Here is a 15200-nt window from a genome sequence, read left to right as displayed (position 1 = left end):
GGAACACTGACAAACGGGATGTTCGTGTGTTTGACACCTTGAGTGACCGCCTCTCCGGGATCTTCACCAAGCTCCGCGGCAAGGGACGCCTCACCGACGCCGACATCGATGCGACCGCGCGCGAGATCCGTCTCGCGATGCTGGAGGCCGACGTCGCCCTGCCGGTGGTCAAGGGCTTCATCGCGAACGTCAAGGAGCGGGCTCGGGGGGCGGAGGTCTCCCAGGCGCTCAACCCGGCGCAGCAGATCATCAAGATCGTCAACGAGGAGCTGGTCGCGGTCCTCGGCGGCGAGGGGCGTCGGCTCCAGTTCGCCAAGCAGCCGCCGACGGTGATCATGCTCGCCGGTCTCCAGGGCTCCGGCAAGACCACCCTCGCCGGCAAGCTGGCCCGCTGGCTGCGGACCCAGGGCCACCAGCCGCTGCTGGTCGCCGCCGACCTCCAGCGCCCCAACGCCGTCGGGCAGCTCCAGGTGCTCGGCGGCCGGGCCGGCGTCGAGGTGTACGCCCCGGAGCCCGGCAACGGCGTCGGTGACCCGGTGCAGGTGGCGAAGGCCTCCATCGAGCACGCCCGGCGGTCGGCCCGGGACGTGGTCATCGTCGACACCGCCGGTCGCCTCGGTATCGACGCGGAGATGATGCAGCAGGCCGCGGACATCCGGGACGCGGTCGAGCCGGACGAGGTCATCTTCGTCATCGACGCGATGGTCGGTCAGGACGCGGTGCGGACCGCCGAGGCGTTCCGGGACGGCGTCGGCATCACCGGCGTGGTGCTGTCCAAGCTCGACGGCGACGCCCGTGGTGGTGCCGCGCTGTCGGTCCGCGAGGTGACCGGGCAGCCGATCCTCTTCGCCTCCACCGGCGAGAAGCTGGAGGACTTCGACGTCTTCCACCCCGACCGGATGGCCAGCCGGATCCTCGGCATGGGCGACGTCCTCACTCTGATCGAGCAGGCCGAGGCGGCCTTCGACACCGATCAGAAGGAGAAGATGACCGCCAAGCTGATGGGCGGCGAGCAGTTCACCCTGGAGGACTTCCTCGACCAGCTCATCGCGGTGCGCCGGATGGGACCGATCGCCAACGTGCTGGCCATGATGCCGGGCATGGGGCAGGTCAAGGACCAGCTCGCCGAGCTGGACGACAAGCACTTCGACCGGATCACCGCGATCATCCGGTCGATGACCCCGGCCGAGCGCACCAACCCGAAGATCATCAACGGCTCGCGGCGGGCCCGGATCGCCAACGGCTCCGGCGTCACCGTGATGGACGTCAACCAGTTGCTCAACCGCTTCACCGACGCGCAGAAGATGATGAAGCAGATGGGCGGCATGATGGGCCTGCCCGGCGGTGGCCGACGCAAGGCGACCAAGAGCCCGAAGAACAAGCGCAAGGGCACCAAGGGCGGCAACCGGCCGCGCAGCGGTGCCGGGATGCCGGGTGGTTTCCCGGGCGGCATGCCGCAGCTCCCGCCGGGGATGAGCCCGGACGACCTGGCCGCCGGCCAGGGCCTGCCGCCGGGCTTCAAGCTGCCGAAGATCGACTTCAACAAGCTGGGTAAGCGGGACAAGCCCTAGGTCGACCGGGCCGGGCCGGGGAGCCCGGCCACCGGTCGAAGTAGGACGGCAGCCACTGCGTGCAGTGCCGCGCGAACGGTGTGGCGGCGGGACAGACGCGCCGGCTGAAGCCGGACAGCCGTACGGCGTCCGGGGGACCGGTCCGGTGGAACAGGCCGACCGTGATGCTGAACACGCCGCGCCGGATCGCCGCCTCGACGCCGGCGGCCAGCACGTCGGAGTCGAGGGCGTCCTCGTCGGCCCCCCGGTGGATGAGTTCGCCCGCCACGGCGGGCAGCACGTTGTGGCACAGCACGGTGACGAGCTTCGGATTGGGCGACAGGTCGATCACCGGGGACCGGTAGCCGGTCCGGTTGACGTACGCCTCGGTGAAGGGCAGCAGGACACGCGTGGTGCCCCAGGCGGCCACCAGCCGGGCCGCCGTCGCCGACGCGTCGGCCACCAGCCGCAGATGTGTGGCGAGCAGCGCGTACTGGAGGCGGGGCCGGCGGGCCAGCCGCTGTGCCAGGCGCAGCTCCTCGTCGGAGAAGCAGAGCCGACCGAGCAGGTAGAGGCGTGCCAGCTCCCCGACCTCGGCCTCGGTGAGGCGGGCATCGCCGTGGGTCGGTCGGCCGTCGCTGTCGCTGGTTCGTGCGTCGGTGTCGGTCGGTCGGACGCCGCTGTCGCGACGGCGGGCGTCGGTGTCGCCGCTTCGGGCGTCGGCAGGGGGCGGTGCGTCGGGCCCGGACCGCGGCCCACGGGACCTGAGGCGGCCGGAGGCGAGGGCCTCGTCGAACGCCGCCAGGACGGTGCCGACCCCGGGGCGTACGCCGTCCGGCCCGCCCCGGCACTGTCCGACGAGATCCCGCCAGTGCGTCGAGAGCAGGTGCAGCACCTGCCGACACGACTCGGCCGGCGACGTTCCCGGGTCGGTCCGGCGGTCGATGCTGCGGAGCAGGTGACCGGCGGGGGAGTCGGGGGCGATCGTGGCGCGGGCCCGCGCCATCGCGGCGGAGGTGCTGCGCTCGGCGGACACGGTGAAGTAGTCGTCCAGCTCGTCGTGGTCGGCCGCTCCGAAGTGCACCGCCATCGGCTTGGCCCGGGTCACCCGCTGCCAGTAGTACGACCGGAGTGCCGCCGGGTCGTCCAGGAGCGGGCCGAGAGCATCCGGACCCGGACCGCCGCGCGGCAGGGCACTGCGGACGAGCGACCGGACGAACCGGTCGTTCTCGGCGACCAGATGACCGGGAGCGCTGCGCAGCCACACCTCGGAGGCCAGTTTGGCGGTCTGCATCTCCTCGTTGACGTGCCGCAGGTAGCCGTCGAGTCGCCGCCGGTCAGGTCGCATCGGCGTCGCGATCCGTCGGTCCGGCCGTATCGGTGTCGCGATCCGCCGACCTGGCCGCATCGGCGTTCCGGTCCGCCGGTCCGGCTGTGTCGGCGTCCCGTAGGAACTCCGGCGCGACCAGAGCGGCATACCGCGCGTACAGCCGTGCCGTGACCTGACGCGCGCCGTCGTCGAGCACGAGCAGGTCAGCGGCGAGCGCGGCGCCGAGCGCGCCGAACGCGGCAGCGGTGACCAGCGAGTCCGGGTCGTCGACCCGTCGCGCGGTGCGTTCGAGGTCCAGCACGAAGCGGTGCAGCGAGTCGGCCACCCGGCGCCCGTCGGTCGGCCCCCAGGCCGGGTGTACGCGCCCGGACGGCGCGGCCTGCGGCATGGCCGCTTCGAGGACGCCGAGACAGCGGCACAGCTCCGTCACCGCGTCGTCGTCCTCGGGTGCGGGTGCGCCCTGCCGGACCCAGTCGGCCCGCAACCGCGTCAGGCAGTCGTGGATCTGCTCCGGTGCCATCTCCCGGATGACGATCCGGGCGCGCTTGCGGACCTCCTCGCTCATGTCCGCGTACAACGGCATGTTCAATGGGCCCTGGAGGTCGTACCGCATCCGCCGGACCAGGCGCTCGTCGGCGGACACGGCGCCGTCGCCGGCCAGGTCGGCCTCGCGGAGCCGGTTCAGCGTGACTCCCGCGCTCTGGCGGGCGTACCAGGTGCGGAGGGCCTCACCCGTCAGCAGCCGACGGTCGGTGTCGACCACCAGGCCGGGGCGGCTGAGCGACAGGCGCAGAGCGGCCACGATGCGGGTGACCTCGCCCCGGAGGACCTCCAGGAAGCTCGACCCGGCCGGTCCCGCCAGCAGGAACCGGTCGAGGTCCGAGCCGGTCAGGTCCGGTACGCCGAGTTGGTCGGTCCCGTCGTCGACCCGGTGGAAGGACGCCATGATCGCGCTGCGCGGCGCGCCGGTCGAGGTCCGGTAGCGGTGATGGACCACCCGGCTCGCGGCGAAGATCGTGTGACAGGGCGCGGTCAGGTTCTCCAGGTGGACGACGCGCGGCTGCCGGTCGTCGAAGAACCGGGCCTGGGCGGCCAGCGCCTCGTCGACCCGGGCCCGGGACGGGAAGATGCAACTGTCCTCGTCACTCGACGCCGCACCGCCCGCGTCGACGGAACACTGCCGGAAGAGCCGGTTGGTCCGGGGCAGATAGGTGAGCCCCTGCCCGGCGGGCCCGCGATCCGTGCCCAGCGTCCAGGTCACGATCACCTTGAACTCGTCCATGAACGGGTTGTTGTCGATGTGCAGGGTGTTGTCCCGGGCGACCACGTCGAGTGGCTGCGTGTCCTTGGCCCGCAGGTCCACGATCTTCACCGGTCCACCGAGGGCGTGGGCGACGAGCGCGACCAGCAGCGGGTGGGCGAACGTCTCCCGGAAGTGCGGATCGTCGAGCAGCCGCCGCGAGTGGCTCGCGTTCAGATAGTTGTGCAGCGTGCCCCGGCTGCCGCTGGTGCTCATCTCCGCGTCGTACGCGGTGCGGGCCGCCGCGAAGCGGGCCGCGGACAGCAGACCGGCGAAGCTGAGCGCGCCCTCACCGGCGAGGTCGCGGCTCATGGCGACGAACGCCTCGGCCAGCCGCACGCCGTCCGCCTCGCCTCGACACGCCTGCCCGACGAGCGCCTCGACGGCGCGCCGGAAGTCCTCGGCGACCTCCGGCCGGCGCAACTGGCGGTACGCCTGCGGGCGCGCCAACTCGGCGGCCGACACGAGCGGCGCGTACCTGGTGCTCACGGCGTGGTCGTCCCGACCGTGAGCGTCGACCGGGTCAGGTCGGGATGGCGCTCCAGGCGGGCCAGGGCCCGTCTGACCTCGTCACCGGCGCTCTCGTCACCGAGCTCGGCGTAGGCGTGCGCCAACTGCGCCAGGATCGTCCGCACCGACCGCACGTTGCCGAGCGAGTCCTCCACCCGCCATGCCCGCTCCAGCCAGGTGCAGGCCTGCTCCAGGTCGCCGGAGCGCAGGCCCACGTCCCCGAGCAGGCGCAGCGCCAGGGCCCGGCCGTAGGCGTTCTGCGCGTCCTCACAGATCGACAGGCTGCGCAGCCCGAGGGCGTGCGCCCACCAGTGGTGACCCGTCTCGGTGAGCGCGCGGGCGGCGTCGTACAGGCCGCGCGCCTCGCGTACCGGCTTGCCCGTCCGGCGCGACTCCCGGGCCGCACGCAGACCCCACCGCAGCGCCTCGACGTACTCGCCGGAGCGCAGCGCGAGTTCGGCCATGGCGTGCTGGGCGGAGGCCACCCCGCTGTCGTCGTGCTGGGCGGCGTCGAGCGCCATCGAGGCCCGCAACTCCGCCTTCGCGTCCGCCAGCCGCCCGACGTCGGCCAGGGCCCGGCCCAGAGCCCGCCGGGAGAACGCCTCCATCGCCGGGTCCCCGGCGACCGACGCGGCGACCGCCGCCTCCTGGACGGCGAGTGTCCTGGTCACGTCCTGTCGCCAGTACAGGAACGTGTTCACCGAGCGGGCGAACCGGGTGACGAACGTGAAGTCCCCGGCGGCCGTCGCCTCCTCGACGAGGAAGGTCAGCGACGGTGTCAGCGACTCGAACCAGGCCAGCGCCTCGGTGACGTCGAAGCGGGCGGCGTCAGCCAGGTCGGCCGTCTCCCGGTCCACCGGCGACGGATGCCGGTTCGGGTCGATGGCCCGGTCGGCGGCGTAGCTGAGCGCCAGGTGGACGACGCGGACCCGGCGTGCGTACGCCTGCTGTTCCTCGTCGCTCATCACCCGGGAGCGCGTCTCGGTCAGGTACGCCTTGATGATGTCGTGCATCCGGTAGCGCCCGATGCCGATCTCGTCGACCAGGGAGGCCAGACAGAGGGACTGGAGCAGGCGGTCGCAGTCGCGCCGGGGCAGGTCGAGGATCAACGAGAGCACCGACAGCGAGCACTCGGTGCTCGGCAGCATCGACGCGACGTAGAGGACGCGCCGGGCCGGTGTGTCCAGGTCCTCGACCGACCAGGAGATCACCCGTCCCACCTCGATGCCGAGCCCGGCCCCGTCGAGGAAGCGCAGCGGGTTGCGGTCCGACTCGATGCCCAGCATCGCGTCGCGTACGGTCCAACTGCTGTGGATGGCGAGCTTGGCCGAGACGATGGCGAGCGCCAACGGGTGTCCCTCCAGGAGTTCGACGATGCGGCGGGCGCTGCGGTCGCCCTGCTCGACCCGGACGAACCCGACCCGCTCGGCGAGGAGTTCCACCCCCTCCTCCGTGGTCAGCAGCGGAAGCTTGAGCACCCGGGCCTCGTGCCGGACGCTCATCTCCGGGATGGCGCGGCGGCTGGTGACCACCAGTCCCGACCCGTACCCGGGGACCAGGTCGCGCACCTGGTCGTAGGAGCCCACGTTGTCGACGATGACGAGGCAGCGCCGGCCGGCGGTGGCGGACCGGAACACGTTGCCCCACTCGTCCTCGTTGTCCGGCAGGTCGCCCCGGGTGATCCCGAGCGTGGCCAGGAAGGTGCGTACCGCGTCGCGGGCCTCCATCCGGGGGGTGCCGGAGTACGCCCGCATGTCGACGAAGAACTGACCGTCGGGATAGTTGTCGATGCGCGAACTCGCCCAGGCCAGGGCGAGCGTGGTCTTTCCCGAGCCGGCCAGTCCCCAGAGCATGCAGGAGCGTGACCCCGGTTCGCCCATCGCCTCGTCCATCGCCTGGAGGAGATGGTGCCGGCCGACGATTCTTCCGATCCCACCGGGAAGCATGCGTGGAATTTCCGCCGACCACATCGTCGAGCGTGATTGCTGGACGTAGATCGCCCCGGACGTACCCACCTGGAGCACCTGGTTGGCAGTGAGTTCCCGGGCGACGTTGCGTGGTGTGTTCTCGTCAGCGGGGACCATGTCTTCGCCCTTTCCGGCAACGGATTCCTGGCGGAGATCGGAGCTTCCGATCGGGTCCGCCGGTCACATGGTGACGTCGCCGACGTGCTGGGCCTGGATGAGCTTGCCCACCGTGCTGGAGGTGACCGAGTTGACCGCCCCGCCCGACACCGACACCTGCCGGAGCGCCTCCAGGAGACGGGGATCCTCGGCCGCGTACGCCGAGAGCACCTCGACCAGTCGCGCGGTGTCCTCAGCGGACGGGATCCGGTCCGCGGTCCGCTCCAGCGCCCCGACGACCTCGTCCGGCTCGTTTCTGCGCAGGAATCGTTGCCGAATGGCGTCGACGACCGCGGCCCCGGACCCTTCTGCGATCTTGAGTAGTGCGGCGGAAACGATGGCCTCGATCATTTCGCGACTCCTACCGTCTAAGAACGGCCCACCCGTGTGCGGCGAGGCAAAGATTACCGATCGACGTGACCGCGAGAAAGCCTCTTTCGTGCCGATCATCGCTCGGAAGAAACAATTCTGCGAGCTCTCCACCTGCCCTGACGGCCGCGAGGAGGTGGTGATCGGGTAGGACTGTCACATGGCTCTGCACGTGCGTGGTGTGCTCCTGCCCGACGACGAGGTCCGCGACCTGTGGTTGGTCGGCGACCGGGTCACCTTCGAACCGGTGCCCGGCGCCGAGACGGTCGTCGACGGCGGCTTCGTGCTGCCCGGTCTGGTCGACGCGCACTGCCACATCGGCATCGCCCGGGGCGGCACGCCGATCGCCTCGCTCGACCACGCCCGCGCGTTGGCCCGTACCGACCGGGACGCCGGTGTCCTCGCGATCCGGGACGCCGGTTCGCCGTTCCCGTACCCGGAGCTGGAGGACGAGCCCGACCTGCCGCGCCTGGCCCGCGCGGGCCGGCACGTCGCGCCCCCCAGGCGCTACCTGCGCGACATCGGGTTGGAGGTCGACGCGGCCGAGGTCACCGCCGCCGTGACCGCGCAGGCCGCCGCCGGCAACGGCTGGGTCAAGCTGGTCGGCGACTGGATCGACCGGGGCGTCGGTGACCTGGCCCCGGCCTGGGACGCGGAGACGATGACCGCCGCGGTGGCCGCCGCGCACGCCGCCGGGGCCCGCGCCGCCGTGCACACCTTCAGCGAGTCCGCGGTGGAGATCATGGTGCGGGCCGGGGTGGACTCGGTGGAGCACGGCACCGGGCTGAGCCTCGACCTGATCGACCTGATGGCCCGGCAGGGGACCGCGCTGATCCCCACGATGATCAACATTCGGACCTTCGGCGGCATCGCCGACCAGGCCCGACCCAAGTTCCCCGGGTACGCCGACCACATGCTCGCCCTGCGTGACCGCTTCCCGCAGGTGGTGCGCGCCGCCTACGAGGCGGGGGTGCCGATCTACGTGGGCACCGACGCGGGCGGCGGGATCGACCACGGGCTCGCCGTCGAGGAGATGTTGCTGCTGCACGAGCAGGCCGGCATGTCCCGCACGGACGTGCTCGCCGCCGCCTCCTGGGGTGCCCGTGCCTGGCTGGGCTTCCCCGGCCTCGTCGAGGGCGGCCTGGCCGACCTCTCCGTCTATCCCGACGACCCCCGCCGCGACCTGAACGCCCTGCGTACCCCCACCCGCCTGATCCTCCGCGGCCACCCCCTCCGCTGACCCACCCCCACCCCGCCCGGTCGCGGTCGAGTTCGCGGTCGATCAAGGAGTTCGGGTCGGGTTCCGCGCCTGACGGCGACCCGAACCTCTTGATCAACTCGGGAGGGTGGGGTGGGAGCGGGGGAGGGGACGGGTGGGGCGCATAGGATGTGCGGTCATGGCGCGTGTGCTGACTCCCCGGGCGGAGGACTTTCCCCGCTGGTACCAGGACCTCATCGCGAAGGCGAAGCTGGCCGACAACGGGCCGGTGCGGGGGACCATGGTGATCCGACCGGCCGGCTATGCCATCTGGGAGCGGATGCAGGCCGAGATGGACGACCGGATCAAGGCGGCCGGGGCGGAGAACGCGTACTTCCCGCTGTTCATCCCGGAGAGCTACCTCAAGCGCGAGGCCGAGCACGTCGAGGGCTTCTCGCCGGAGCTGGCGGTGGTCACCCACGGTGGCGGCAAGCAGTTGGCCGAGCCGGTCGTGGTGCGCCCCACCAGCGAGACGGTGATCGGCGAGTTCATGGCCAAGTGGATCGACTCGTACCGGGACCTGCCGCTGCTGCTCAACCAGTGGGCCAACGTGGTCCGCTGGGAACTGCGGCCCCGGGTCTTCCTGCGTACCAGCGAGTTCCTGTGGCAGGAGGGGCACACCGCGCACGCCACCCGCGCCGACGCCCGCGCGTACGCCCGGCAGATCCTGCACGAGGCGTACGAGGACCTGATGGTCAACGTGCTCGGCATCCCGGTGGTGGTCGGGCTCAAGACGGCCCGTGAGCGCTTCGCCGGGGCGACCGCCACGTACACCTGCGAAGGCATGATGGGCGACGGCAAGGCGCTCCAGCTCGGCACCAGTCACGAGCTGGGACAGAACTTCGCCAAGGCGTTCGACATCAGCTACTCCTCGGCCGAGGGCGGCCGGGAACACGCCTGGACCACCTCCTGGGGCACCTCCACCCGGATGCTCGGCGGCCTGATCATGTGCCACGGCGACGACAACGGGCTGCGGGTGCCGCCGAAGCTGGCGCCGGTGCAGGCGTACGTGATGGTGGTCAAGGACGGCGACGGCGTCGGCGCGGCGGCGACCAAGCTCCGCGACGCGCTGCGGGACGCCGGTGTCCGGGTCACCCTCGACGACCGCACCGACACCCCGTTCGGCCGCCGGGCCGTCGACGCCGAGCTGCGCGGCTATCCGGTACGCGTCGAGGTCGGTCCCCGTGACCTGGCCGCCGGCAACGCGGTCGTGGTGCGGCGGACCGACGGGTCGAAGGCGCCCACGCCGGTGGCCGACGTGGTCGGTGCGGTCCTCGCCGCCCTGGAGACCGACCAGCAGTCCCTGCACGACCAGGCGCTGGCCTTCCGTCAGTCCCGCACGGTCGAGGTGGCGACCCTGGACGAGGCGCTGGAAGCGGCGGGCACCGGCTGGGCCCGGGTGCCGTGGTCGGCGGTCGGGGTCGAGGGCGAGGCGAAGGCCAACGGGCAGGGTGTCACGGTCCGCTGCCTGGTCCGCGCCGACGGCTCGGTGCCGGACACCGAGGACGAGCCCGACCTGGTCGCCATCCTGGCTCGCGCGTACTGAGGCGCCGGTCGCGACGGTGAGATTCCAACCGGGCCGCCTGATCGTGCACCGCAACGTCCGGCGGGGCCGGATCGGATGGGTGCGCCCGATGCGCGTGGTCAGCGACGACGACCGGGGCCTGCTCCTCTGGCTGGCCCGGGACACGGCGGTGGCCAGCGAGGTGACCGAGGCCGGCGTGGGCATGCGGGGCGTCCCGTTCGCGGAGTGGGTCGTCTCGACGTACCGGATGGCGACCGGCCGGTGGGTGGGACCGCCGCTGCTGAAGTTCCTGCCGACGGGTGCCGCCCACTCGGTCTGGTGGTTCCAGGACGCGCAGGGGTGCTTCGCCCACTGGTACGTCAACCTGGAGGAACACGGGGTCCGCTGGGACGACGGCGACCTGGCCGGCGTCGACATCGTGGACCAGGATCTCGACGTGGTGGTGCGTCCCGACCTGAGCTGGGAGTGGAAGGACGAGGACGAGTTCACCGAGCGGCTCGCCTTCCCGGAGCACTACTGGGTGTCGGACGAGGCGGCGGTCCGGGCCGAGGGCAAGCGGGCCGTCCGGACCGCAGAGGCGGGCGGGTTCCCGTTCGACGGCACCTGGTGCGACTTCCTCCCGCCGGCGGAGTGGACCGTCCCGCCGGAGTTGCCGCCCGGCTGGGACCGCCCACCAGCCCGCTGACCCCGCCGGTCGGGTGTGATCCGGGTCACCTTCGCCTGTCGGTCGGTGTCGCAGGGCAGGTCCGGTGTGAGGGATCCGGGACCGATCTGGCAGAATGGCTGGCTGGTATCCGGCGCGTGTCCGGCGCCCTCTAACCCGGGCGCGTCGCCAGTCCACCCGAGCGGTCTCCGGCCCAACCCCACTGTGCCGGTCGGCGTTCACCCATGCACACCGCCCATACCGGGCCGGTGATATCGCAACAGGAGCGAAACAACCGTGGCCGTAAAGATCCGGCTCCTGCGGATGGGCAAGATCCGCAACCCGCAGTACCGCATCGTCGTCGCCGACTCGCGCACCAAGCGCGACGGCCGGGCGATCGAGTTCGTCGGGATCTACCAGCCGAAGGAAGACCCTTCGGTGATCGAGGTCAAGTCGGAGCGGGTCCAGTACTGGCTGTCCGTCGGCGCCCAGCCGAGCGAGGCGGTGCAGCGCCTGCTGGAGCTGACCGGTGACTGGCAGAAGTACAAGGGCCTGCCGGCCCCGCCGCCGCTGAAGGTCGCCCCCGAGCGGGCCGACCGCAAGGCGGCGTACGAGGCCGAGGCGAAGGCCGCCGCCGGTCTGGCCGAGACGCCGGCCAAGCCGGCGAAGAAGGCCGCCAAGGCCGCCGAGGCCGAGGCCCCGAAGGCCGAGGAGCCGGCCGCCGCCGAGTCCGGCGAGCAGGCCTGACATGGCGCTGCGGCCGGCGTTGGAGCACCTGGTCAAGGGCATCGTCGACCACCCCGAGGACGTACGCGTCCGGATGGTCGACTCCCGTCGGGGCAAGCGGCTCGAGGTCCGCGTGCACCCCGAGGACCTGGGCACCGTGATCGGGCGGTCCGGCCGGACCGCCAAGGCGCTGCGCCAGGTGATCGGCTCCATCGGTGGGCGCGGCGTGCGCGTCGACATCGTCGACTCGTACTGATGCTGCTCATCGTCGGCAGGATCGGCAAGCCGCACGGCATCCGTGGTGAGGTCACCGTGGAGGTGCGGACGGACGAGCCCGAGACGCGGTTCGCCCCCGGCATGGTGTTGACCACCATGGCGGGGGCGAACGCCGCGAACGGTCGAGGCGCGGCCCCCGCCGGTCCCGGGGTGCCGTTCGAGGTGCCCGACGAGCTGACCGTGGAGTCGGCCCGCTGGCACCAGGGGCGGATGCTGGTCGCCTTCGAGGGAGTGCTGGACCGCGACGTCGCGGAGGCGTTGCGCGGCACCCTGGTCGGAGTGGACAGCGCCGGGGTCGCCCCGCCGGAGGACCCGGAGGAGTTCCTCGATCACCAGCTCGTGGGCCTGGCCGTGGTCACACCGGACGGCGAGCGCCTCGGCGAGGTGGCGCGGATCGACCACGCTCCCGCCTCCGACCTGCTGGTGCTGCGTCGTCCCGAGGGGCGTACCGCGCTGATCCCGTTCGTCAAGGAGATCGTCCCCGAGGTCGATCTCGCCGGTGGTCGTGTGGTGGTCGACCCGCCCGGCGGCCTGCTCGACCTGTAGACCCGGGAGCACCCTGATGCGCGTCGACATCGTGTCGATCTTCCCGGAGTACTTCGCCCCGCTGGACCTGTCACTGGTCGGCCGGGCCCGGACCAACGGCACGCTGCGGCTGGCCATACACGACCTGCGGACCTGGACGCACGACGTGCACCGCACCGTCGACGACACCCCGTACGGCGGTGGTCCCGGCATGGTGATGCGGCCCGAGCCGTGGGGCGACGCGCTGGACGCGCTGGCCCCGCCGGAGCTGCCCGCGCCCCGCCTGCTGGTGCCGTCCCCGGCCGGGGTGCCGTTCACCCAGGCGCTGGCGCACGAGCTGGCCGCCGAGCCGCGCCTGCTGTTCGCCTGCGGCCGGTACGAGGGCATCGATCAGCGGGTGCTCGACCACGCCGCGACCCGGATGCCGGTCACCGAGGTCAGCCTCGGCGACTACGTGCTCTTCGGTGGTGAGGTCGCGGTGTTGGTGATCCTGGAGGCGGTGACCCGCCTGCTGCCCGGCGTACTCGGCAACGCCGGCTCGCTCGACGACGAGTCGCACGCGCACGGGCTGCTGGAAGCGCCGATGTACACCAAGCCGGCGACCTGGCGCGATCTGGAGGTGCCGGCGGTCCTGCGCTCCGGTGACCACGGCCGGATCGCCCGTTGGCGTCGGGACGAGGCGCTGGCCCGGACCGGTCGGCGTCGTCCCGACATGCTCGCCGCGATCGACCCGGGCAGCCTCGACAAGCGGGACGTCGCGGCGCTGGACCGGGCCGGATTTCAGGTGCCCGGGGCGGATGTGGCAAAGTAGGGGGGTTGCCGCAGTCGCCCACACCGTGGACGGCTGCGAGGATCCCCGACCGGGGTCGGTTCCGGCCGGCCACCACCCGGGGATCAGTATCACCCATCCGCGCGCCGAGTGACGGTGCGCCGTGAGCCTCACGAGGACACCACGATGAACATCCTGGACGCCCTTGACGCCCAGTCGAAGCGCACCGACCTGCCCGACTTCCGTGCCGGTGACACCGTCAAGGTGCACGCGCGGGTCGTCGAGGGCAACCGGTCCCGGGTCCAGATCTTCCAGGGCGTCGTCATCCGCCGCCAGGGCGACGGGCTGCGCGAGACGTTCACCGTCCGCAAGCTCAGCTTCGGTGTGGGTGTCGAGCGGACCTACCCGATCAACAGCCCGGCGATCGACCGGATCGAGGTCGTGGTCCGTGGTGACGTGCGCCGCGCCAAGCTCTACTACCTGCGGGAGCTGCGGGGCAAGAAGGCCAAGATCAAGGAGCTGCGCGAGAAGCAGCCGAGCTGACATCGCGCTACGCCACGCCGCCCGAGCTGCGCGTATGCCGTACCGGCCAGACCGCACTACCCTGGTCGGTACGGGCGCAGCCAAGCGGTGATCCGCCGGACAGGCGGATGGACGCCACTGCCGCCCGGGAGGTCTCGACGAGACTTCCGGGCGGTAGTCGTTTCTGCGGACCGGGGAGTGGGCGTGGTACAGGCGCTTGACGACAGCGGCGCGGTCGATCCGTGGCGACGCCGCACCCGGCGCACCAGACCGCAGATGCCGCTCTGGCAGGAGCTGCCGCTGCTGCTCGTCGTCGCGTTCTGCCTCGCGGTGCTGATCCGCACCTTCCTGCTCCAGGCGTTCTTCATCCCCTCCGGGTCGATGGAGGACACGCTGCTGGTCAACGACCGGGTGCTGGTCAACAAGGTCGTCTACACCATGCGCGACCCGGAACGCGGCGAGGTGGTCGTCTTCCGTGGCACCGAACAGTGGGTGCCGCAGGTCGACACACAGCCGCCCACCGGTTTCGCCGACAAGCTGGGCCGCACCATCGGTGACCTGGTCGGCCTCGGCCGGCCCGGCGAGAAGGACTTCATCAAGCGCGTCATCGGGCTGCCCGGCGACCGGGTGAGCTGCTGCGACGACGAGGGCCGGGTGCTCGTCAACGGCACCCCGCTGGACGAGTCGGCGTACGTGCTGCGGGACTCGCCGCTGGAGTTGCCGCCGAACCCGGAGGAGTGCCGCTCCCGGCGGTTCGAGGAGATCGTCGTACCGCCGGGGCAGATCTTCGTGCTGGGTGACCACCGACTGGTCTCGCAGGACGCGCGCTGCCAGGGCCCGGTGCCGATCGACAACGTGGTGGGCCGGGCGTTCGCGGTGGTCTGGCCGTCGAACCGCTGGCACTCGCTGCCGATCCCGGAGACGTTCGCCGGTGTCGCCCCGCCCGCCGGGGCCGGCGGTGCCGCGCCGCCGGTCCGGCCCACACCCGTGGGGGACGTCGTCCTGATCCTCCCCATCGCGGCCACGCTGACCGTTCTCGCGCGTTCCGGACGGTGGTCCTCGACCCGGCAACGTAGGCTCCTTCCGTGATTGACGAGCAGACCGACAAGTCGCGCCACTCGTTCTGGAAGGAACTGCCCATCCTTCTGGGGGTGGCGATCGTGGTCGCGGTACTGGTACGTGCCTTCGTACTGCAGACCTTCTTCATCCCCTCGCCGTCGATGGAGAATACGCTCAAGATCGACGATCGGGTGCTGGTCAACAAGCTGGTGTACAACTTCCGGTCCCCGCACCGCGGCGAGGTGATCGTCTTCAAGGCTCCGGTCGAGTGGAGCGGCAACCCGGCGGGAGAGGACTTCATCAAGCGCGTGATCGGCGTCGGCGGCGACCGGATCGTCTGCTGCGACGACCAGGACCGGCTGGTGATCAACGGTACGCCGCTGGACGAGCCGTACATCTTCTCCTTCGACGGGCGGCGCGACAAGCCGGCGGACCAGGAGTTCGACGTGCAGGTGCCGCCGGGCCGACTCTGGGTGATGGGTGACCACCGCTCCGCCTCCGGCGACTCGCTGGAGCACTACCAGCAGTCCGGGCAGAACATCGACACGGCCACCATTCCCGAGCAGGACGTGGTGGGCCGGGCCTTCACGATCTTCTGGCCGGTCGACCGGGCCACCCTGCTGACCGTGCCCGAGCAGTTCGAGTCGATCCCGCAACCCTGATCCCGGCCGCCCGGCAACGGGTGGCGTGGGAGTTGTCGGCCGGGTCTGGCAGT

General features: G+C 71.6%; 14 protein-coding genes and 1 pseudogene. 11 read left to right on the top strand and 4 right to left on the bottom strand.

The genetic code is table 11. The annotated features are described in order from the left end of the window. Positions 1–26: 26 nt before the first annotated feature. Positions 27–1571, top strand: a complete 1545-nt coding sequence (ffh, locus tag ACIBMZ_RS07515) for a signal recognition particle protein (protein WP_396691732.1) — start codon at positions 27–29, stop codon at positions 1569–1571. On the opposite strand, the gene ACIBMZ_RS07510 is transcribed toward ffh, so the two are convergent. The 4 genes from ACIBMZ_RS07510 to ACIBMZ_RS07495 all read right to left on the bottom strand — a co-directional run bounded on the left by ACIBMZ_RS07510 (position 1540) and on the right by ACIBMZ_RS07495 (position 7164). Further along, complete coding sequence (locus ACIBMZ_RS07510; RefSeq protein WP_396691731.1) at positions 1540–2898, bottom strand: hypothetical protein; 1359 nt, start codon at positions 2896–2898, stop codon at positions 1540–1542. The two genes, ffh and ACIBMZ_RS07510, sit on opposite strands and share 32 nt — an antisense overlap. Next, positions 2888–4669, bottom strand: coding sequence for a hypothetical protein (locus tag ACIBMZ_RS07505; RefSeq protein ID WP_396691730.1), 1782 nt, complete (start codon positions 4667–4669; stop codon positions 2888–2890). The genes ACIBMZ_RS07510 and ACIBMZ_RS07505 overlap by 11 nt, the downstream gene beginning before the upstream one ends. Continuing rightward, positions 4666–6774 (bottom strand): NB-ARC domain-containing protein, encoded by a 2109-nt coding sequence (locus tag ACIBMZ_RS07500; protein WP_396691729.1) that lies wholly within the window; start codon positions 6772–6774, stop codon positions 4666–4668. Before ACIBMZ_RS07500 ends, ACIBMZ_RS07505 begins: the two co-directional genes overlap by 4 nt. A 63-nt stretch (positions 6775–6837) precedes the next feature. Further along, positions 6838–7164 (bottom strand): hypothetical protein, encoded by a 327-nt coding sequence (locus ACIBMZ_RS07495; RefSeq protein WP_396691728.1) that lies wholly within the window; start codon positions 7162–7164, stop codon positions 6838–6840. Between the two features lie 178 nt (positions 7165–7342). On the opposite strand from ACIBMZ_RS07495, the gene ACIBMZ_RS07490 reads away from it, so the two are divergent. From ACIBMZ_RS07490 to lepB (ACIBMZ_RS07445), 10 genes and pseudogenes are all read left to right on the top strand, one after another. Further along, a complete protein-coding gene (locus ACIBMZ_RS07490; RefSeq protein ID WP_396691727.1) occupies positions 7343–8422 on the top strand; it encodes an amidohydrolase family protein in 1080 nt (359 codons plus the stop codon). 157 nt (positions 8423–8579) lie between these two features. Next, complete coding sequence (gene proS, locus ACIBMZ_RS07485) at positions 8580–9986, top strand: proline--tRNA ligase (protein ID WP_396691725.1); 1407 nt, start codon at positions 8580–8582, stop codon at positions 9984–9986. Positions 9987–10002: 16 nt separating this feature from the next. Continuing rightward, positions 10003–10650 (top strand): DUF402 domain-containing protein, encoded by a 648-nt coding sequence (locus ACIBMZ_RS07480; RefSeq protein WP_396691723.1) that lies wholly within the window; start codon positions 10003–10005, stop codon positions 10648–10650. A 255-nt stretch (positions 10651–10905) separates the two neighbouring features. Next, positions 10906–11355 (top strand): 30S ribosomal protein S16, encoded by a 450-nt coding sequence (gene rpsP, locus ACIBMZ_RS07475; RefSeq protein ID WP_396691722.1) that lies wholly within the window; start codon positions 10906–10908, stop codon positions 11353–11355. 1 nt (position 11356) lies between these two features. Continuing rightward, the gene (locus ACIBMZ_RS07470) at positions 11357–11590 is read left to right on the top strand and encodes an RNA-binding protein (protein ID WP_117226727.1); all 234 of its coding nucleotides are present in this window, start codon (positions 11357–11359) and stop codon (positions 11588–11590) included. 2 nt (positions 11591–11592) lie between these two features. Further along, positions 11593–12156, top strand: a complete 564-nt coding sequence (gene rimM / locus ACIBMZ_RS07465) for a ribosome maturation factor RimM (RefSeq protein ID WP_396691905.1) — start codon at positions 11593–11595, stop codon at positions 12154–12156. A gap of 16 nt (positions 12157–12172) precedes the next feature. Continuing rightward, positions 12173–12946: a tRNA (guanosine(37)-N1)-methyltransferase TrmD gene (trmD, locus tag ACIBMZ_RS07460; protein WP_396691721.1), complete on the top strand. Its 774-nt coding sequence runs from the start codon at positions 12173–12175 to the stop codon at positions 12944–12946. Between the two features lie 144 nt (positions 12947–13090). After that, the gene (rplS, locus tag ACIBMZ_RS07455) at positions 13091–13447 is read left to right on the top strand and encodes a 50S ribosomal protein L19 (protein WP_117226724.1); all 357 of its coding nucleotides are present in this window, start codon (positions 13091–13093) and stop codon (positions 13445–13447) included. A 183-nt stretch (positions 13448–13630) separates the two neighbouring features. Further along, positions 13631–14502 (top strand): annotated as a pseudogene (lepB, locus tag ACIBMZ_RS07450) (signal peptidase I). A 9-nt stretch (positions 14503–14511) separates the two neighbouring features. Beyond that, positions 14512–15147, top strand: coding sequence for a signal peptidase I (gene lepB, locus ACIBMZ_RS07445; RefSeq protein WP_396691720.1), 636 nt, complete (start codon positions 14512–14514; stop codon positions 15145–15147). Positions 15148–15200: the final 53 nt, after the last annotated feature.

The organism is Micromonospora sp. NPDC049900 (assembly GCF_044461025.1).
GTDB lineage: Bacteria > Actinomycetota > Actinomycetes > Mycobacteriales > Micromonosporaceae > Micromonospora.
The sequence above is the reverse complement of the archived record's forward strand: the minus strand, read 5'-3'. Positions and strand labels throughout refer to the sequence as shown.

What these genes read in the sequence shown, in the direction of transcription:
- ACIBMZ_RS07470 (WP_117226727.1), top strand. Translation starts at nt 11,357, where the DNA reads ATGGCGCTGCGGCCGGCGTTGGAGCACCTGGTCAAGGGCATCGTCGAC.
- ACIBMZ_RS07490 (WP_396691727.1), top strand. Translation starts at nt 7,343, where the DNA reads ATGGCTCTGCACGTGCGTGGTGTGCTCCTGCCCGACGACGAGGTCCGC.
- ACIBMZ_RS07495 (WP_396691728.1), bottom strand. Translation starts at nt 7,164, where the DNA reads ATGATCGAGGCCATCGTTTCCGCCGCACTACTCAAGATCGCAGAAGGG.
- ACIBMZ_RS07510 (WP_396691731.1), bottom strand. Translation starts at nt 2,898, where the DNA reads ATGCGACCTGACCGGCGGCGACTCGACGGCTACCTGCGGCACGTCAAC.
- proS (WP_396691725.1), top strand. Translation starts at nt 8,580, where the DNA reads ATGGCGCGTGTGCTGACTCCCCGGGCGGAGGACTTTCCCCGCTGGTAC.
- ACIBMZ_RS07500 (WP_396691729.1), bottom strand. Translation starts at nt 6,774, where the DNA reads ATGGTCCCCGCTGACGAGAACACACCACGCAACGTCGCCCGGGAACTC.
- trmD (WP_396691721.1), top strand. Translation starts at nt 12,173, where the DNA reads ATGCGCGTCGACATCGTGTCGATCTTCCCGGAGTACTTCGCCCCGCTG.
- rplS (WP_117226724.1), top strand. Translation starts at nt 13,091, where the DNA reads ATGAACATCCTGGACGCCCTTGACGCCCAGTCGAAGCGCACCGACCTG.